Origin of the sequence: Microbacterium esteraromaticum (assembly GCF_016907315.1) — a bacterium.
GTDB lineage: Bacteria > Actinomycetota > Actinomycetes > Actinomycetales > Microbacteriaceae > Microbacterium > Microbacterium esteraromaticum.
Genome location: NZ_JAFBBS010000001.1, coordinates 3,039,948 through 3,058,737 on the forward strand (window position 1 = coordinate 3,039,948; position 18,790 = coordinate 3,058,737).

Below are 18,790 nucleotides of genomic sequence, written 5' to 3' on the forward strand. Positions count from 1 at the left end.
ACAGCGGCCCTCCGCTCGCCCACGCCCAGTAGCGTGAAGACATGACGAACGCTGACAAGGCCCGCACCCTCATCGACCTCTACGAAGCGCCGGAGATCCTGCGCGTCGTCAACGTCTGGGACGTCGTCTCGGCGAAGGCCGTCGCCGCCCTGCCCGAGACGAAGGCTCTCGCCACCGCCGGCCACTCGATCGCTGCGACCTTCGGCTATGCCGACGGCCAGATCCCGCGCGACATCATGATCGATTTCGTCGGCCGCATCGCCGCCGCCGTCGACCTGCCGGTCACGGCCGACCTCGACGACGGCTACGGTGACGCAGGGGAGACCACTCGCCTGGCGATCGGCGCCGGGGTCGTCGGCGCGAACATCGAAGACCGCCTCGCGCCCTTCGCGGAGTCGCTCGCGAAGGTGGAGGCCATCGTGAAGGCGGCCGAAGCCGAGGGCGTGCCCTTCGCGCTCAACGCCCGTACCGACGCGATCGTGCGCGGTGGCGACAAGGCGCTCGCCGACAAGCTCGCGGACGCCGTCGAGCGCGGCCGCGCGTTCCTCGACGCCGGCGCGACCGCAGTGTTCGTGCCTGGCGTCCTGGATGCGGACGCCACCCGCATGCTCGTCGAGGGGATCGGGCACAACAAAGTCAGTGTCATCGGCCTCCCTGGTGCGCTCACGGCTGCGGAATACGAGGCGCTGGGAGCATCGCGCATCTCATACGGCCCGCTCACGCAGCGCGTGGCGCTCACCGCCCTGCAGGACCTCGCCACCGACCTGTACGCGAACGGCGTCATCCCTGAGGGCACCCGCGCGCTGAACTGACCCACGACGGAACGGGTGATCACGGGTCACTAGACTTGGCCCGTGATCACGCGTCTGTCGAACTTCTTCCTCCGCACGCTCCGCGACGACCCGGCCGGCGCCGAGGTCGCCAGCCACAAGCTGCTGATCAGAGCCGGGTACATCCGTCCGCAGGCGGCGGGCATCTTCGCCTGGCTGCCGCTGGGTCTGCGCGTCAAGGCGAAGATCGAGGCCATCGTGCGCGAGGAGATGGCTGCGGCCGGAGCACAGGAGGTGCACTTCCCTGCGCTCATGCCGCGTGAGGCGTACGAGGCGACCGGCCGCTGGGACGAGTACGGCGATCTGCTGTTCCGTCTGAAGGATCGCAAGGGTGGCGATTACCTCCTCGCTCCCACGCATGAGGAGGCGTTCACCCAGCTGGTGAAGGATCTGTACTCCTCGTACAAGGACCTCCCGCTGACGATCTTCCAGATCCAGGACAAGTACCGCGACGAGGCGCGGCCCCGCGCCGGTCTCCTGCGCGGACGCGAGTTCACGATGAAGGACGCGTACTCGTTCGATGCGTCGGACGAGGGGCTCGACGCCAGCTACATGGCGCAGCGCGATGCGTACGAGCGCATCTTCCAGCGACTCGGCCTCGAGTACGCCATCGTTCAGGCCGACGCCGGTGCGATGGGTGGCTCGCGCAGCGAGGAGTTCCTGCACCCGACTCCTGTCGGCGAGGACACCTTCGTGCGCAGCGAAGGAGGGTATGCGGCGAACGTCGAGGCCTACACCACCACCGCTCCGGATGCTGTCGGCTGGGACGGTGTGGGGCCGGCGACGATCTTCGACTCGCCCGACACCCCGACCATCGACACGCTCGTGGCTCACGCGAACGCCGTGCTCGACGGCGAGTACACCGCTGCCGACACGCTCAAGAACGTGGTCCTCGCTCTGTCGCACCTCGACGGCTCTCGCGAGCTGGTGATCGTGGGCATCCCGGGCGATCGCGAGGTCGACATGAAGCGCGCCGAGGTCGCCTTCGCGCCCGCCGAGGTCGAAGCGGCAACCGACGCGGACTTCGAGCGCAACCCGCTGCTCGTGTGCGGATACATCGGCCCGTGGTCCGAGACCGGCGCGGTGCTCGGCGAGGAGTCGGCGACCGGCATCCGGTATCTGGTCGACCCGCGCGTCGCCGATGGCACCCGGTGGATCACCGGCGCCAACATCGACCAGAAGCACGCGCACACCGTCGTCGCGGGGCGGGACTTCATCGCCGACGGAGCGGTGGAGATCGCGAACGTCCGCGAGGGCGACCCGGCGCCGGACGGCTCAGGCCCCGTCTCACTGGCTCGCGGCATGGAGATCGGCCATGTCTTCCAGCTCGGACGCAAGTACGCCGAGGCTCTCGGTCTGAAGGTGCTCGACCAGAACGGCAAGCTCGTCACGGTCACCATGGGCTCCTACGGCATCGGAGTCACGCGCATCCTCGCGATCATCGCCGAGCTGAACAACGACGACAAGGGTCTGATCTGGCCGGCATCCGTCGCTCCCTTCGACGTCCAGGTCGTCGCCGCAGGTCGCGACCAGATCGCCTTCGACGTCGCGGAGGACATCTCGAACCAGCTCGAGGCGGCCCGCCTCGAGGTGCTCTACGACGATCGAAAGAAGGTGTCGCCCGGCGTGAAGTTCGGTGACGCCGAGCTCGTCGGAGTCCCGAAGATCGTGATCGTCGGCCGTGGAGCGGCCGACGGCCAGGTCGAACTGTGGGACCGCGCATCCGGTGAGCGAGAGGCGCTCTCGGCGGCCGAGGCCGTCGCACGACTGACCCGCTGACCGCGCCTGCGGCCCATGCTTCCACCCTGTGCCAGGGTGGAAGCATGACGGACGCCACGCTGAACGACGACCTGCGCCACGAGCTCACCGCGCTTCTCGACAAGGCTGGCATCCGCGCCGAGCGCGGTCTCGTGGCCAGGCTGCTGCAGACCTCGTTGTCGCTGGGGATGGAGAACACCGACCGTCTCGATCTGAAGATCGCCTCGGCCGCCCTGCAGGAGATGCACCTGGCGTTCCGGCTGTTCCAGCCGTTCCACCACGTGCCCAAGGTCACCGTGTTCGGCTCAGCACGGACCGCTGAGGACGACCCGCTCTACCTGCAGGCCCGAGATGTCGCGTCTGCGCTCGCAGACGACGGCTGGATGGTCGTCACTGGCGCGGGGCCAGGGATCATGCAGGCCGCCGCCGAGGGCGCCGGGTCGAAGATGTCACTCGGCGTCTCGATCCGCCTGCCGTTCGAGGAGCGCGCGAACACGATCGTCGCGGAGAGCACCCAGGTGGTGTCGATGAAGTACTTCTTCACCCGCAAGCTCATGCTCATCAAGGAATCGCGCGGGTTCATCTGCCTTCCGGGCGGGTTCGGCACGATGGACGAGATGTTCGAGCTGCTCACCCTGCAGCAGACCGGCAAGGCCGAGCCGATGCCGATCGTGCTGCTGGATGCCCCGAACGGCACCTTCTGGGGCGGCCTCAAGCGCTTCGTCGACGAGCACCTCGCGCCCGCCGGCGTGATCTCGCCGCACGATCTCGATCGCGTGCTGATCACCGATTCCGTCGAGGAGGCAGCGGCGAGCGTCACCGGATTCTGGCGCAACTACGACTCCCTGCGATGGGTGGGAGATCGACTGGTGCTGCGGCTGGTGCACACGCCGACGGATGCCGAGGTCGAGAGCCTGAACGAGCGCTTCGGACATATGTGCGCGTCCGGCCGCATCGAGCGCACCGAGCCGCTCGATGTCGAGCGAACGGCGGGCGACGTCGTGGACCTGCCCCGTCTGGCGCTTCACCTCGAGCAGCGCAGCGTGGGCGGTCTGTATGCGCTGATCCGCGCGATCAACGAGCTGCCCTCGGCGGGCTGACCGCATCAGCGGTCGGCGGATCGCTCCCTGTCGAGGATCGCGGCGGCGAAAGCCGCTCGATCGACGGGATGCCCGAGGACGCTCTCGGCAGAGCGGCGGCCGGAGGCGTAGGCGGCGCCGACCGTCGCGGGTTCCTCGCCCCATGTCGCCTCGCCCGCGAAGCGCAGCCCGTCTGCGAACGGTCCCGCGAGCGCGTCATGATCGTGATGCGAGGCGCCGATCGGCAGGTGGGAGTACGAACCACGGGAGTACGGGTCGTCGCCCCATCGCGTCACCCACGATCTCGTGGGCTGTCCGATCGCATCACCGTACAGTGCGCGGAGCGCGTTCACGGAGTCGGCCACGATCTCGGCATCCGGGAGGGTCTGAAGGTGACGCCCCAGCGGACCGGCGGCGAAAGTGAGCAGAGTCGGGATACCGCTGACCGCGGACACGTCGTACCAGGAGTGCCACCGTTCACCAGACTCGCCCAGAGCGCGGATCACGTATGAGCCCTCGTTCCAGAATCGCTCGGCGAACTGCACGAACACTTTGTTGAACACGCCCATCCCGAGCTTCGAGATGCTCTCGGACGCCCGGTCGGGCAGCGGAGGATCGAAGGCGATGGCTCCCGCCTGCAGGACCCCGAGCGGAACCGTGACGACGACGTCCGCGCCCTCGAACGAGCCATCGCCCGTGCTCACGAGCCAGCCGTCGCCGACGCGGCGAATGCCATCGACCACCTGTTCGAGCCGCACATCCAGGCCAGTGGCGATCCGCCGAGGCAGTTCGTCATAGCCCCGCGGAAAGATCACCTCGTCCCCGTCGATGGCATCCTCGTCCAGGCCGTGCGCGTCGAGGTCGCCGATCCACGCGCCGCACTGCTCCTCCACCCGGTGGCGGAAGAACTCCCGGATCTCGTCGATCCGCTCGGGGCTCAGCCCGGAGGCATCCAGCGCTCTCTCCGTGACGTCGAGATAGCTCTCGCCGGGAGAGGAGCAGGCGATGAGGGCGCTCAACGAGCGGTCCACGGTCTCCACATCGGAGACCCACCGTGCCTCCGCGGCCGCGTCCATCCGTGCACCCGAGCCGTCGAAGTGCTCCATCGGCCGCCCCCCGACCTGGAAGCTGCCGACCGTGAACTCGATCGTCGGGATCGCGAGCGCCCGCACCAGCTCCCACAGCTCCGAACCCCGGATGCCGTGGACCCATGACGCCCCGAGGTCGACGGGAAACCCTGCGCTGCGGTCGGTCGACATGCGGCCACCGATTCGATCACGGGCCTCCAGCACCACGACCCTCCGGCCGGCATCCGCCAGCATTCGCGCGCAGGTCACGCCCGCCATCCCCGCACCGACGACAACAGTGTCGAATCGCTCCATGCACCCAGTATGCGCATCAGGTGCGCGGATCATTAAAGCTGCGTTCACCTGCTCGTCAACAGGTCCCGGCATCCTGGCACCGATCCGCACCGACGAGGAGGACAGATGTCCCTGACCGAACCCACCCGACGCAGCCTGCCGATGGCCGACCATGTGCGCGGCAAGCGCTCGGCGGTCACCTGTCAGCTCAAGTGCGCCAACGCCTGCCTCGGGGCCGAGTGCAACACCTCGGCCAACGAGGACTTCCGCTCCATCGCTTCGGCCGTCTTCTCACGCCGTGCGCTGTTCGGCCTCGGTGCCGCCGCGGCGGTCGCCGTCGCGGTGGGCGTCGGGCGGACCACCCCAGTCTCCTCGCCGACGGCGGCCGGACCGACCGGTGCCGGTGCGGCGTTCGCCCGCCCCGGCCGCGCCGGACTCGCGTTCAATGCCATCCCGCCTGTGCCTGCGGACGTCGACGCCTTCACGGTGCCCTCCGGTTACACGTGGAAGCCCATCATCCGCTGGGGCGACCCGCTCTTCTCTCGCACGCCCGCATTCGACATCCGGAATCAGACGCCGAAAGCTCAGGCGGAGCAGTTCGGCTACAACAGCGACTACCTCGACATCGTCGCGGATCCGAGCGGCAAGACCGGAGTGCTCGTCAACAACCACGAGTACGTCAACCCGAACCTCATGTTCCCGGCGACGACCGATGCAGCGGAGCTGCGCCGCAGGGGTGACATCTACAAGGCCGCGCAGGGCATGTCGGTCGTCGAGATCCGCCGCCGCAAGGTCGGCGAGCCCTGGGAGTACGTCGTCGACGGCCGTCGCAACCGACGGCTCACGGTCGAGACGGTCTTCGAGCTCACGGGTCCTGCAGCAGGATCGGACCTGGTCAAGACCGCGGCGGATCCGGAGGGTCGCTGGGTGCACGGCACCCTCGGAAACTGCGCGGGCGGCACCACGCCGTGGGGGACCATCCTCTCCGGCGAGGAGAACTTCAACGGCTACTTCGCCTGGGCTGCCGACACACCTCAGCAGAAGCGGTACAGCAGCTCAGCCACGACCAGCACCTCGACGGGGTGGGAGGCCTACGACCCGCGCTTCGACGCGCACTCGCCCGAATACGTCAACGAACCCAACCGCTTCGGATACATCGTCGAGGTCGACCCCCAGGATCCGACGTCGACTCCGCGCAAGCACACCGCCATGGGCCGGTTCAAGCACGAGGGCGCCAACGTGCACGTCGCGGAGGACGGCCGTGTTGTCGCCTACATGGGCGATGACGAGCGCAACGACTACCTCTACAAGTTCGTGTCGAAGAACCGCATCTCGGGCTCGCGCAAGAAGAACCTCACTCTGCTCAGCGAGGGCGACCTGTACGTCGCCAAGTTCCGCGGCAACTCCCCGGCGGCGGAGATCACGGGCACCGGCTCACTGCCGGCAGACGGTGCGTTCGACGGGTCGGGCGAGTGGCTCCCCCTGACGCAGCGTGGCGAGAGTGTCGTCCCGGGGTTCACCACCGAAGAGGTTCTGGTCTACACGCGTCTCGCCGCCGACGCGGTCGGTGCGACGAAGATGGACCGGCCCGAGGACGTCGAGCCGAACCCCGTCACCGGCAAGGTGTACGTCGCCCTCACCAACAACTCCCGCCGCACCGCCGTCGACGAGGCGAACCCCGTGACGGGCAATCGGTACGGACACGTGCTCGAGCTCACCGAGACCGAGGGTCAGGCCGGCCGCCGGTTCGGGTGGAGCGTGCTGCTGCTCTGCGGCGACCCGAGCACGTTCGAGAACGCCTACTTCGCGGGATTCCCGAAGGAGCTGGTCTCGCCGATCTCGTGCCCGGACAACGTCGCGTTCGATTCGAAGGGCGACCTGTGGATCTCGACCGACGGCGCGCCGAGCACGATCGGCTATGGCGACGGACTCTTCAAGGTGCCGCTGACCGGCTCCGAGCGCGGACACGTGCAGCAGTTCCTGTCGGTTCCCCGCGACGCCGAGACCTGCGGGCCGGTCATCCACGACCAGGAGGGCCTCGTGTTCGTCGCGGTGCAGCACCCGGGCGAGGACGGCAGCTTCGAGCAGCCGCGCTCGCTGTTCCCCGACTACGGATCGAGCGCTCCTGGCGACGTCGCCGACGCACCGCGACCGTCGGTCGTGCAGGTGCACCGGATCTGATTCCGCCAACGAGACCCGGCCCGGGCGAGAGCGCCGGGCCGGGTCTCGTGCTCGCCCCCGAGTAGCGCGTCATCTCGAGGTTTCGGCTATTCTGGTCTGATGCCCGCGGAGCACTCTTCCGCGGAGAGAGCTGAATAGAGGAGACCGCTGATGGACATCGAACTCGGACTGCTGCGCGGAATCGAGAAGGAGAAGGCGATCCCCTTCGACGAGCTCGTGTCGATCATCGAGCAGGCGATCCTCACCGCATACGGCAAGCACGTGTCTGAAGACGGTGCGGTTCCCGCCGGCGTGCGCGTCGAACTCGATCGCAAGACCGGTCACGTCGCCGTGCTGCAGCCTGTCACCGACGAGGACGGCGCGGTCATCGGCGAGGAGGAGGCGACTCCCGAGGACTTCGGCCGCATCGCCGCCTACGCAGCCAAGCAGGTCATCAGCCAGCGTCTGCGCGACATCGCGGACGACGCCGTGCTCGGAGAATTCCGCGGCAAGGAGGGCGACATCGTCGCCGGCGTCATCCAGCAGGGTCCCAACCCCCGCATGATCCACGTCGACCTCGGCACCGTTGAGGCGATCCTTCCGCCCGAGGAGCAGGTGCCCGGCGAGGAGTACGCCCACGGTCGCCGGCTTCGCGTCTACGTCACCAGCGTCGCCAAGGGCGCCAAGGGCCCGCAGATCACCGTCTCGCGCACCCACCCCGGTCTCGTCCGCAAGCTGTTCGCGCTCGAGGTGCCCGAGATCGCGGGCGGTCTCGTCGAGATCGTCTCACTCGCGCGCGAGGCAGGGCACCGCACGAAGATCGCCGTCAAGGCCAACGATCCGTCGGTCAACGCGAAGGGGTCGTGCATCGGTGAGATGGGCCGTCGCGTCCGCGCAGTGACCGAGGAACTCGCGGGGGAGAAGATCGACATCGTCGATCACCACCCCGACCTCGCGACCTTCGTCGCGCACGCTCTCTCTCCGGCCAAGGTCACCTCTGCGTTCGTGCTGGACGCGAACACGAAGGCCGTCCGCGCGCTGGTGCCCGACTATCAGCTGTCGCTCGCGATCGGCAAGGAGGGGCAGAACGCCCGTCTGGCCGCGAAGCTCACCGGCGCGAAGATCGACATCCAGCCCGACAGCGTGATGGAGTGACGCACCGCGGCCTGTCCGCCCGCGGTGCGGCGGGCATCGGTCTGCGTGGCGAGGTGTAAGATGGACCCTGTACGAACGTGCGTAGGTTGCCGCGGTCGTGCCTCTCGAACCGCCCTGATCAGGGTGGTCGTGCAGAACGACCGGCTCGTCATCGACGAGCGGGCAGCTCTGCCAGGGAGGGGCGCGTGGCTGCATCCCTCGCCCGAGTGCCTCGACACCGCCCTGCGGCGACGGGCCTTCGCACGAGCACTCCGCGTGCCGCCGTCCATCGGTTTTCCCGATGCGGAGGACGCGCAGACCATCCAACGGCACTTCCACCGGAACAAAGGCTGAACGGCTATGGAAACAAAGTGAACGGCTCGAAATGAGACCCGTCCGCGACTAGTGGTCTGCCCTGCCTGGGCGGACCGACCCAGACAGGAGAATTGTGGCTGCCAAACCACGTGTGCACGAGATCGCCGCTGAACTCGGCGTCGACAGCAAGTTCGCGCTCGCGAAGCTCAAGGAGCTCGGCGAGTTCGTGAAGAGCCCGTCTTCGACGGTGGAGCCCCCGGTGGCGCGCAAGCTGCGCGCCGCGATCGAGGCCGACCCGAACGCGAAGCCGGCTGAGAAGACCGAGGCGAAGCCGGCATCCAAGCCCGCCGCCTCGTCCAAGGCCCCGACGCCTGGCCCGAAGCCCGGCCCGGTCAAGAAGGCGGCTCCCGCCGAGGCGCCTGCGGCCGCGGAGGCCTCTGCTGCGCCTGCGGCTCCCGCCGAGTCCGCGCCGAAGTCCGGCGCGCCCACTCCCGGCCCCGCAAAGCCCGCGGCTCCCAAGCCCGGCGGCAGCGCACCGGCTGAGAGCACCCCGAAGCCCGGCGGTGCCCCGAAGCCCGGCGCTCCGCGTCCCGGCAACAACCCGTTCTCTTCCGCGCAGGGCATGGGACAGCGTCCCGCAGGCCCACGTCCTGGCAACAACCCCTTCGCCTCGGCGCAGGGCATGGGGCAGCGTCCGACGCCGGGCAACATCCCGCGTCCGCAGGCTCCCCGTCCCGGTTCGCCCCGCGTCGGCGCTCCGCGCCCCGGTCGCCCCGGCGGCGCCGGAGCACGAGGCGGCCAGGGCGGTCGTCCCGGTGCACCCTTCCAGCAGCGTCCCGGCGGCCCCGGCCGTCCCGGTGGTGCAGGTGCAGGTGCCGGTGCCGGTGGTGGCTTCCAGCGTCCTGGTGGTGGCTTCGCCGGTCGTCCCGGTGGTGGCGGCGGTCGCGGCCGCGGTCCCGGCGGTGGTACCGCCGGCGCGTTCGGCAAGGGCGGCGGCAAGAGCAAGCAGCGCAAGTCGCGTCGGGCGAAGCGTCAAGAGTTCGAGATGCGGTCGGCGCCGGTCGTCGGCGGCGTCAACGTCTCCAAGGGCAATGGCGAGATCATCCGTCTGCGTCGTGGTGCCTCAATCGCCGACTTCGCCGACAAGCTCGAGGCCCTGAACGGCTACACCGTGCAGCCCGGCACCCTGGTCACGATCCTCTTCAACCTCGGCGAGATGGCCACGGCCACCGAGTCGCTCGACGAGGCGACCTTCGAGGTGCTCGGTGCCGAGCTCGGCTACAAGATCCAGATGGTCTCGCCCGAGGACGAGGACAAGGAGCTCCTCGAGGGCTTCGGTCTCGACCTCGAGGCCGAGCTCGAGGCTGAGAGCGACGAGGATCTCGAGATCCGCCCGCCCGTCGTCACCGTCATGGGCCACGTCGACCACGGTAAGACGCGCCTGCTCGATGCGATCCGTCAGTCGAACGTCATCGAGGGTGAGGCCGGCGGCATCACCCAGCACATCGGTGCGTACCAGATCTGGACCGAGCACGACGGTATCGACCGTGCGGTGACGTTCATCGACACCCCGGGCCACGAGGCGTTCACCGCCATGCGTGCTCGCGGTGCGCAGGTCACCGACATCGCGATCCTGGTGGTCGCCGCCGACGACGGCATCATGCCGCAGACGGTGGAGGCGCTGAACCACGCGCAGGCGGCCGGTGTGCCGATCGTCGTCGCGGTCAACAAGGTCGACAAGCCCGAGGCCAATCCGGCCAAGGTCCGTCAGCAGCTGACCGAGTACGGTCTGGTCGCCGAGGAGTATGGCGGAGACGTCATGTTCGTCGACGTGTCGGCCCGCAACGGCACCGGCATCCAGGAGCTCGTCGACGCCGTCCTCCTGACGGCAGACGCAGGTCTCGACCTCACGGCCAACCCGAACAAGGCAGCCCGTGGCGTCGCCATCGAGGCGAAGCTCGACAAGGGCCGCGGTTCGGTCGCCACCGTGCTGATCCAGTCGGGAACGCTGCGCGTCGGTGACGCGATCGTCGCCGGCACTGCGTACGGCCGCGTCCGCGCCATGCTCGACGAGAACGGTGAAGCCGTCGCCGAGGCAGCGCCCTCGCGTCCGGTGCAGGTGCAGGGTCTGAACTCGGTGCCGCGCGCCGGTGACGTGTTCATCGTCACCGACGAGGACCGCATGGCTCGCCAGATCGCCGAGAAGCGCGAGGCCGTCGAGCGCAACGCCCTGCTGGCCAAGGCCCGCAAGCGCATCTCGCTCGAGGACTTCACCCGCGCTCTCGAAGAGGGCAAGGTCGAGACGCTCAACCTCATCATCAAGGGTGACGTGTCGGGTGCCGTCGAGGCGCTCGAGGAGTCGCTGCTCAAGATCGAGGTCGATGACTCGGTGCAGCTGCGCATCATCCACCGCGGTGTCGGTGCGATCACCGAGTCGGATGTGAACCTGGCGACGATCGACAACGCGATCATCGTGGGCTTCAACGTCCGTCCCGACACGAAGGCGCGCGAGGCGGCTGCCCGCGAAGGCGTCGACGTGCGGTTCTACTCGGTCATCTACTCGGCGATCGACGAGATCGAGAACTCGCTCAAGGGCCTTCTCAAGCCCGAGTTCGAAGAGGTCCAGTCGGGCGTGGCAGAGATCCGCGAGGTGTTCCGCTCTTCGAAGTTCGGCAACATCGCCGGTGTCATCGTCCGCTCGGGAACGATCACGCGCAACGCCAAGGCACGCGTCATCCGCGACGGCGTGGTCATCGCCGATGGCTTGGCCATCGAGTCGCTGCGCCGCTTCAAGGACGACGTCACCGAGGTGCGCACCGACTACGAAGCCGGTATCGGCCTCGGTAAGTACAACGACATCCAGATCGGCGACGAGATCGAGACGACCGAGCTCGTCGAGAAGCCTCGCGGCTGATCACAGCGATACGGTGAGGGGCGCCCGCGGGCGCCCCTCATCTGTCCCCAGAAGGAAGAGAACATGGCTGGAGAACGACAGGCACGACTCGCGGACCGCATCCGCGTCATCCTCGCCGAACGTCTCGAGAAGGGTCTGCGCGACCCTCGTCTCGGGTTCGTGACCATCACGGAGGTGCGCGTCTCGGGCGATCTGCAGCACGCCACCGTCTTCTACACCGTGCTCGGCACCGATGAGGAGCGCGTCGCCAGCGGCGCAGCGCTCACCTCCGCGACCGGGCTGCTGCGCAAGGAAGTCGGTCGTCAGCTCAACGTGCGGCTGGTGCCGACCCTCGAGTTCATCCCCGACGCCCTGCCCGAGAGCGCAGGACACATCGCCGACCTGCTCCGCGAGGCGCGGGAACGTGACGCCGAGGTCGCCAAGCTGGCCTCTTCGGCCACGCACGCGGGCGAAGCCGATCCCTACCGTCGCGACGACGAGGACGAGGACTGACCCGATCTGCTCCCGCGCTCAGCGGGGGAGCAGCAGCACGCCCCCAGCCGCCTCGATGAGGCCGTCGACGATGAGCGAGTCGATCGCCCGATCGCGCTGTGCGGCATCCGGCCAGTCGGCGACGACCTCGGCAGCCGGGATCGTGTGACCGGGCGCCTCGCGCAGGCTGCGCAGCACAGCGCCCCGCGCCTGTCGATCGGAGCCTTCGAAGCGTGCCTGCCGGCGACGTGTGTCGCCTGTGTCGGGTCGGCCGGCGGCCAACCAGGCGCAAGCGGAAGCGAGAGGACAGGCGTCGCACCGCGGCGTGCGCGCCGTGCAGATGACCGCGCCGAGTTCCATCATCGCGGCGTTGAAGACCGCTGATTCCGCCACGGGATCCGGTAACAGCTCGCTCATGCGGGTCAGGTCGTGCTTGGCGGGCGGGCCCGGCTGCGAGCGGCCGTCGACCGCACGGGCGATCACACGGCGGGTGTTCGTGTCGACGACGGGGTGCCTGTCGCCGTAGTGAAAGACAGCGACGGCGCGCGCGGTGTACTCGCCGATACCCGAGAGGGCGAGGAGCGCAGGCACATCCCGCGGGACGATCCCGCCGTGCCGCTCGACGATCTCGATCGCCGCGCGATGCAGCCACAGCGCGCGTCTCGGGTAGCCGAGGTTCGCCCACTGGTGCACCACTTCTGCCGGTGTCGCCCGAGCCATGGCCGCCGGTGTCGGCCATCGGTGCAGCCAGGCCTCGAGGTGGGGGATGACCCTGTTCACGGGCGTCTGCTGCAGCATGAACTCGCTGACCAGGGTTCCCCAGGCGCCATAGCGGACGGAGAACTCGGCGCGTCGCCAGGGAAGATCGCGCGCTGACCCGGCGTACCATTCCACCAGGGTTCGACGCCACTCTGCTGCGGGGGACATCGGCGGGGGCGTCGGCACCACGCCAGCCTATTCGGCTGTTACGGAGGGTGAGCACATGACCAGCACGACGACGCGCAACATCCTGCTTCTGGGAGCGGTGGTGATGACGACCGCGCTCGGCGGCTGTGCGTCCACGTCAGACCCGGCCGGGTCCGCAACCCCGACCGACCCGCCGGTGACATCGAGCGCGTCGCCGTCGCCGTCCACGTCGCCTTCGGATGAGCCCACGCTCGACCTGAACGATCCCGCATCCTGGATCGTCACGGAGAGCTCGATCGGGCCGGTGCAGCTCGGAGAGCCCTTCTCGCAGGCGCGAGAGGCGGTGCCGACCTGGACGGTCGACGAGACCTGCTCCTGGGCCGCTTTCTGGAACGCGCCCGACCACTCGCTGACGGCGTACTTCGTGCACGACAGCGCGGAGCAGGACGGCGAGGTCACCACTATCGACGTCGCGGCCCTCGTGCCGCTCGCGCCATCGGACGGCCCTCGCACGTCAGACGTCCTCGGCTTCGGATCGACTCGCGCAGAGGTGCTGGCCGCGCATCCGGATGCCGAGGAGCAGACCTCGACCATCGGCGAAGCGAAGATGCTGCGAGTGGACGGTGCCGGCGCAGGCTCGCTGTTCTTCACCTTCGCCGAGGACCGCGACGCGGTGAGCGCCATAACGCTCACCGTTCTGGACGAACCGCCGTACGAGGTCTGCGGGTGACACGCTCTACGCTGGAGGGATGGTCTCACCCGGCATCCTGCTCGTCGACAAGCCCGGCGGGCTGACCAGCCACGACATCGTCGCCCGCACTAGACGCGCCTTCGGCACGCGCAGAGTAGGGCACGCGGGCACTCTCGACCCGATGGCGACGGGCCTCCTGGTGATCGGCATCGAAGGCGCGACCCGGTTGCTGACGTACATCGTCGGCGCCGACAAGACCTACACCGCGACGATCCGCCTCGGTGCCGGCACCACGACCGACGATGCCGAGGGCGAGACCATCGAGACGGCTCAGCCGGCAGCCCTCGAGGCGGCGACCGATGACCGCATCGGCGCGGGTATCGTCGCGCTCACCGGTGCGATCTCGCAGGTGCCCAGCTCAGTGTCGGCCATCAAGGTGGACGGCCGACGCGCCTACGACCGGGTGCGCGCCGGTGAGGAGGTCGAGCTCGCCGCCAGACAGGTGACCGTCTCGCGCTTCGACGTGCTCGAGACCCGACGCGACCAGGACGTCATCGACCTCGACGTCGTGGTCGACTGCTCGTCGGGAACCTACATCCGCGCCCTCGCCCGTGACCTCGGCGCGGCACTCGGCGTCGGCGGTCACCTGACCGCGCTGCGGCGTACCCGTGTGGGCGGATTCGACATAGGCGGCGCCGTGACCCTCGATCAGCTCGACGGAGCTCCGATGCTCACTCCCGCCGCCGCAGCCGCCCGAACCATGCCCGTGCTCGACGTCACGGCGGACGAGGCCCGCGACCTCCGGCACGGCAAGCGTCTGAGCGGGCAGGCGGACCGCCTGGAGGCATCCGAAGTCGCGGCGATCGACCCCGACGGCGTGCTGGTCGGCGTCGTGGAGGCGCGAGGCAGAGACATCAAGAGCGCAATGAACATGCCGGAGGCGCAGCGATGATCCTGTGGTTCACGATCACTCAGATCGCCGTGGCGTGCGCGGCAGGACTCTTCTGCGTGGTCGCCGGCCTCGCGGGCCGGCGGCCGAGCGACTGGACCGTCGGCAGCCTGCTGCTGGTCGAGCTGCTGCTCATCGCCCAGGTGGTCGTGGCGATCATCGCCCCGCTCGCCGGCAACCCGCCCACCGGCGATCTGCTCGAGTTCTGGGTGTACCTGGTCTCGGCCGTGCTGCTGCCCATCGGCGGCACAGCCTGGGCGCTGCTGGATCGCACGAGGTGGAGCACGGTCATCCTGGGCGTGATCGGACTGTCGCTGGCGATCATGCTGTGGCGCATGCAGGCCATCTGGACGCTGCAGGTCGCGTGAGGCCGCCGGCCGACCGTGTCGTCGCGCGTAAGATGGACGACGCAATGTCCCACACCGTTTCGCGCACCCGGATGACGGGCATCGGTCGAGTCCTCGTCATCGTCTACGCCGTGATGGCGCTTGCTGCCACCGGCCGCAGCTTCGTCCAGATCGTCCGCCGCTTCGACGAGGCACCTCTCGCGTACAGCCTCTCGGCGCTGGCCGCTGTCGTGTACATCCTCGCGACGCTCGCCCTCGTGCTCGCGCACCGGCGCGGCTGGTACACGGTGGCCTGGGTGGCGATCGTCTTCGAGCTGACCGGCGTGGTGGTGGTCGGGGCGCTCAGCCTGCTCGCGCCGGCGCTGTTCGGGCATGACAGCGTGTGGTCGTATTTCGGGATGGGGTATCTCTTCGTGCCGCTCGTGCTGCCGGTCTTCGGGCTGTGGTGGCTGCGCACGCACCGCCCCGAAGGGGAAACGGCATGATCGTCTTCCGGGACCCGTCCGAGGTGCCCGCCGATTTCGGCCGGTCGGTCGTCGCCATCGGCAAGTTCGACGGAGTGCACGTCGGACACCGCGCCGTGATCGATCGCATGCGTGAAGACGCCCGGGCCGTGGGTGCGCGCACCGTTGCGGTCACCTTCGACCGCAACCCGCTCGAGGTGCTTCGACCCGAGCTGTGCCCCGAGAACGTCGTTGCGACCGAGCGCAAGATCGAGCTGCTCGGCGAGCTCGACCTCGATGCCACGCTGGTGCTGACTTTCGACCGCGCTCTTGCATCGCTGCCCGCCGAGGACTTCGTCCGCGACATCCTCGTCGACGCGCTGCACGCGACCACGATCCTCGTCGGCCGTGACTTCCGCTTCGGGCGCGGGGGCGCCGGTGACCCGGAGCTGCTTCAGAAGCTCGGACCGCAGCACGACTTCACGGTCGATGTCGTGGATGACGTCACCCCCGAAGGCGGAGGGCGACGAGTGTCCTCGACCTGGGTACGCGAGCTGCTCGCCGCAGGAGACGTGGATCAGGCCGCCGCCGTCCTCGGGCGTCCCGTCAGCGTCGCCGGCGAAGTGGTGCACGGGCTCAAGCGCGGCCGCGAGCTCGGATTCCCGACCGCCAACCTCTCGGAGGTCATCGACGCCCTCGCGCCCGGAGACGGGGTCTACGCCGGCTGGCTCGTCGACCACGACACGGGCATCCGGCACCCCGCGGCCATCTCGGTGGGAACGAACCCCACCTTCGATGACGTCGACCGGCGACAGGTCGAGGCGCACGTGCTCGACGCGACCGGGCTCGACCTGTACGGCCACCGGGTGACGGTCGAGTTCACCCATCACCTGCGCGGAATGGTCGCTTTCGCCGGCATGGAATCGCTCATCGCGCAGATAGCCGACGACGTCGCGGTAGCTCGTGATCGCCTCGCGCTCGGCTGAATTCGCGGTGCACTCCGCGTCTCATCCGGGCGTTACCGGGCCGGATGGCCTAAACTCGAAGCAGTGCTCGTCGACAGCCGCCATGTGCGCGCAGCCGAGCACGCATATCCGCACGGTCCTGGCTGACGCCACACGCGGATGACAGCAACGAACCGAAGGCCGCTTCGGCACTTCGGCACTCACGCTCAGGAGGAGCATGCCGAGCACGGCGACCGCCGCCCCGCGGCGAAAGAAGACGTCCCGTCGAGATGAAGAGGCGCCCCTGATCCCGATCCTCGCCCGCAAGGTGCGCGAGATCGAGGCCAAGGCGCAGCGCGCGAAGCTGGGGCCGACGAACCGGGTCAAGTTCCAGGTGATCGCGTTCCTGGTGCGCGAGGAGCGCGCCCGGGTGAAGGCCGACGGCGAGCTGACCGATGCCGCCCGGGCCGAGCTGCTCAAGCGGCTCGACGGTGTGGCCACCATCCTCGCCAAGACGGCTGCGCGAGACACCTCGCTCATCCAGCTGCTCGAGGCGGATCAGGCGACCTCCCCGGTCGCCAAGCGCATGCGCCGTGACTGGCTGCTCGAGTCGGGTGCTGAACTCGCGCCCGAAGAGCTCGTGATCACCGACATCGCACCGATCGTGCAGACGCCGGTCGTGCCGGCGGCCCTCGCCGAGAAGCAGGTCACTCCGCCCTCGGTCGAGTCGCGTCTGCTGGCGTCCCCGTTCCTCGAGCCCGACCTCACGCCCCGCGCGACCTCGGTGCCTCGGCGCCGTCTCGATGGCTGGGAGCTGATGGGGCCGCTCTACAAGGCCGTCGAGTCCGGCGCAGGCGGGGGAGCGGCCAGCATGGAGCTGCCGCCGACCCCCGAGTACGACCACATCTCGCCGAAGGGGCGAGAGGTCATGGTTCACCAGTCGCGCTTCGTCGAGGCGGTTCGCGGCGGACACCGCAGCTTCCTGCTCGCAGACGAGCCCGGTCTCGGCAAGACCGCCCAGTCGGTGCTCGCCGCGTCGGTCGCGAACGCGTACCCGCTGCTCGTCGTCGTGCCCAACGTCGTGAAGATGAACTGGGCGCGCGAGGTCGAGCGCTGGACGCCGCAGCGCCGCGCCGCGGTGATCCAGGGTGACGGCGCCGACATCGACGCGTTCGCCGATGTCTTCATCGTCAACTACGAGATCCTCGACCGGCACCTCTCGTGGCTGGGCTCGATCGGCCTGAAGGGCATGGTCGTCGACGAGGCGCACTTCATCAAGAACCTGTCGTCGCAGCGCTCGCAGAACGTCCTGGCGCTCGCGGGCCGGATCCGCGATCGGGAGCGCAACCCGCTCATGCTCGCGCTGACCGGAACCCCCCTGATCAACGACGTCGAAGACTTCGATGCGATCTGGCGCTTCCTCGGCTGGACCAACGGCGAGAAGCCCGAGCCGGCGCTGATGGAGAAGCTGGACGCGACGGGGCTGACCCCCGCCGACAAGTCGTTCTACGCCGAGGCGCGCGACGCGGTCATCTCGATGGGCATCGTGCGGCGCAAGAAGAAGGATGTCGCGGCAGACCTGCCCGACAAGCTGATCGCCGACCTGCCGGTGCAGCTGGACGACGAGTTCGGCCGCGGCATCCGGGCGGCCGAACGCGAGCTCGGAGAGCGGATGGCGGCCAAGTACCGCCGTATTGTCGAGGCGCGCACGGCGACCCATGGGCAGTCGCTGGGACCGGGGGAGATCGACGACGACATCGTGCGTCTCGTGGCGCACAACGAGCTCGAGGAGTCGAAGGCCGCAGGGGCCGGTGGAGACAACGTCTTCACGATGGTCCGCAAGATCGGACAGGCCAAGGCTCTCCTGGCCGCCGACTACGCCGCCCAGCTGCAGCGGTCGGTCGAGAAGGTCGTGTTCTTCGCCAAGCACGTCGACGTGATGGATCAGGCCGAGGCGCACTTCGCCGCAGCAGGGATCAAGTCGGTGTCCATCCGCGGTGACCAGACCACGCCCGTGCGTCAGCAGGCGATCGATGCCTTCAACACCGACCCGGAGGTCGGCGTAGCGGTCTGCTCGCTCACGGCCGCCGGCGTCGGGGTGAATCTGCAGGTCGCCTCGAACGTGGTGCTCGCCGAGCTGAGCTGGACGGCAGCCGAGCAGACGCAGGCGATCGACCGGGTGCACCGCATCGGCCAGGACGAGCCCGTCACCGCATGGCGGATCATCGCGGCGCACACGCTCGACACGAAGATCGCTGAGCTCATCGATCAGAAGCAGGGCCTCGCTGCCCGCGCTCTCGACGGTGAGGCCGTGACGGACGAACCCGGCGAGTCGGTGCAGCTGGCCGCTCTTATGCACCTGCTGCGGGAGGCTCTCGGCGCCGAGTGACGCACTGCCGAGAATGGGCGTTAAGAACTTCTGTTCTTAGCGCCCATTTTCCGTTGTAGAGGCACGTTTCGACCAAGAACCTGTGATCGGCGCCCCTCG

At 68.8% G+C, this 18,790-nt stretch carries 16 protein-coding genes; 14 read left to right on the forward strand and 2 right to left on the reverse strand.

Annotated elements, in window-relative coordinates:
* The first annotated feature begins 41 nt into the window (after positions 1-41).
* Genes JOE67_RS14435 through JOE67_RS14445 form a run of 3 tightly spaced genes read left to right on the forward strand, consistent with a single transcriptional unit; the run spans position 42 to position 3,688 of the window.
* Positions 42-812 carry an isocitrate lyase/PEP mutase family protein gene (locus tag JOE67_RS14435; RefSeq protein WP_204976211.1) on the forward strand — a complete coding sequence of 257 codons (771 nt, stop codon included), beginning with the start codon at positions 42-44 and terminating at the stop codon, positions 810-812.
* A gap of 42 nt (positions 813-854) precedes the next feature.
* The gene (locus JOE67_RS14440) at positions 855-2,609 is read left to right on the forward strand and encodes a proline--tRNA ligase (protein ID WP_204976212.1); all 1,755 of its coding nucleotides are present in this window, start codon (positions 855-857) and stop codon (positions 2,607-2,609) included.
* A 44-nt stretch (positions 2,610-2,653) separates the two neighbouring features.
* On the forward strand, positions 2,654-3,688 hold the full coding sequence (locus tag JOE67_RS14445) for an LOG family protein (protein WP_204976213.1): 1,035 nt from the start codon (positions 2,654-2,656) through the stop codon (positions 3,686-3,688).
* A 5-nt stretch (positions 3,689-3,693) separates the two neighbouring features.
* Here JOE67_RS14445 and JOE67_RS14450 read toward each other — a convergent pair whose 3' ends face one another.
* Entirely contained in the window at positions 3,694-5,049 is a 1,356-nt protein-coding gene (locus JOE67_RS14450; protein WP_204976214.1) for a flavin monoamine oxidase family protein, read from the reverse strand.
* 105 nt (positions 5,050-5,154) lie between these two features.
* Here JOE67_RS14450 and JOE67_RS14455 point away from each other — a divergent pair, with 105 nt between their 5' ends.
* From JOE67_RS14455 to rbfA, 5 genes are all read left to right on the forward strand, one after another.
* Positions 5,155-7,209: a PhoX family protein gene (locus tag JOE67_RS14455; RefSeq protein ID WP_204976215.1), complete on the forward strand. Its 2,055-nt coding sequence runs from the start codon at positions 5,155-5,157 to the stop codon at positions 7,207-7,209.
* A gap of 150 nt (positions 7,210-7,359) precedes the next feature.
* Entirely contained in the window at positions 7,360-8,343 is a 984-nt protein-coding gene (gene nusA, locus JOE67_RS14460; protein WP_204976216.1) for a transcription termination factor NusA, read from the forward strand.
* 60 nt (positions 8,344-8,403) lie between these two features.
* A complete protein-coding gene (locus JOE67_RS14465; protein WP_204976217.1) occupies positions 8,404-8,676 on the forward strand; it encodes a YlxR family protein in 273 nt (90 codons plus the stop codon).
* Positions 8,677-8,770: 94 nt separating this feature from the next.
* Positions 8,771-11,551 carry a translation initiation factor IF-2 gene (gene infB, locus JOE67_RS14470; protein WP_338041624.1) on the forward strand — a complete coding sequence of 927 codons (2,781 nt, stop codon included), beginning with the start codon at positions 8,771-8,773 and terminating at the stop codon, positions 11,549-11,551.
* A gap of 63 nt (positions 11,552-11,614) precedes the next feature.
* Positions 11,615-12,043 (forward strand): 30S ribosome-binding factor RbfA, encoded by a 429-nt coding sequence (gene rbfA, locus JOE67_RS14475; protein WP_204976218.1) that lies wholly within the window; start codon positions 11,615-11,617, stop codon positions 12,041-12,043.
* An 18-nt stretch (positions 12,044-12,061) separates the two neighbouring features.
* Here rbfA and JOE67_RS14480 read toward each other — a convergent pair whose 3' ends face one another.
* Complete coding sequence (locus tag JOE67_RS14480) at positions 12,062-12,949, reverse strand: HhH-GPD family protein (protein WP_204977137.1); 888 nt, start codon at positions 12,947-12,949, stop codon at positions 12,062-12,064.
* 55 nt (positions 12,950-13,004) lie between these two features.
* On the opposite strand from JOE67_RS14480, the gene JOE67_RS14485 reads away from it, so the two are divergent.
* From JOE67_RS14485 to JOE67_RS14510, 6 genes are all read left to right on the forward strand, one after another.
* Positions 13,005-13,658 (forward strand): hypothetical protein, encoded by a 654-nt coding sequence (locus JOE67_RS14485; protein ID WP_204976219.1) that lies wholly within the window; start codon positions 13,005-13,007, stop codon positions 13,656-13,658.
* A gap of 19 nt (positions 13,659-13,677) precedes the next feature.
* The gene (truB, locus tag JOE67_RS14490) at positions 13,678-14,571 is read left to right on the forward strand and encodes a tRNA pseudouridine(55) synthase TruB (protein ID WP_204976220.1); all 894 of its coding nucleotides are present in this window, start codon (positions 13,678-13,680) and stop codon (positions 14,569-14,571) included.
* Positions 14,568-14,936: a hypothetical protein gene (locus JOE67_RS14495; protein WP_204976221.1), complete on the forward strand. Its 369-nt coding sequence runs from the start codon at positions 14,568-14,570 to the stop codon at positions 14,934-14,936. The genes truB and JOE67_RS14495 overlap by 4 nt, the downstream gene beginning before the upstream one ends.
* A 71-nt stretch (positions 14,937-15,007) precedes the next feature.
* On the forward strand, positions 15,008-15,400 hold the full coding sequence (locus JOE67_RS14500; RefSeq protein ID WP_204977139.1) for a hypothetical protein: 393 nt from the start codon (positions 15,008-15,010) through the stop codon (positions 15,398-15,400).
* On the forward strand, positions 15,397-16,344 hold the full coding sequence (locus tag JOE67_RS14505; RefSeq protein WP_204976222.1) for a bifunctional riboflavin kinase/FAD synthetase: 948 nt from the start codon (positions 15,397-15,399) through the stop codon (positions 16,342-16,344). The genes JOE67_RS14500 and JOE67_RS14505 overlap by 4 nt, the downstream gene beginning before the upstream one ends.
* 196 nt (positions 16,345-16,540) lie before the next feature.
* Positions 16,541-18,691 carry a DEAD/DEAH box helicase gene (locus tag JOE67_RS14510; RefSeq protein ID WP_204976223.1) on the forward strand — a complete coding sequence of 717 codons (2,151 nt, stop codon included), beginning with the start codon at positions 16,541-16,543 and terminating at the stop codon, positions 18,689-18,691.
* Positions 18,692-18,790 lie beyond the last annotated feature (99 nt).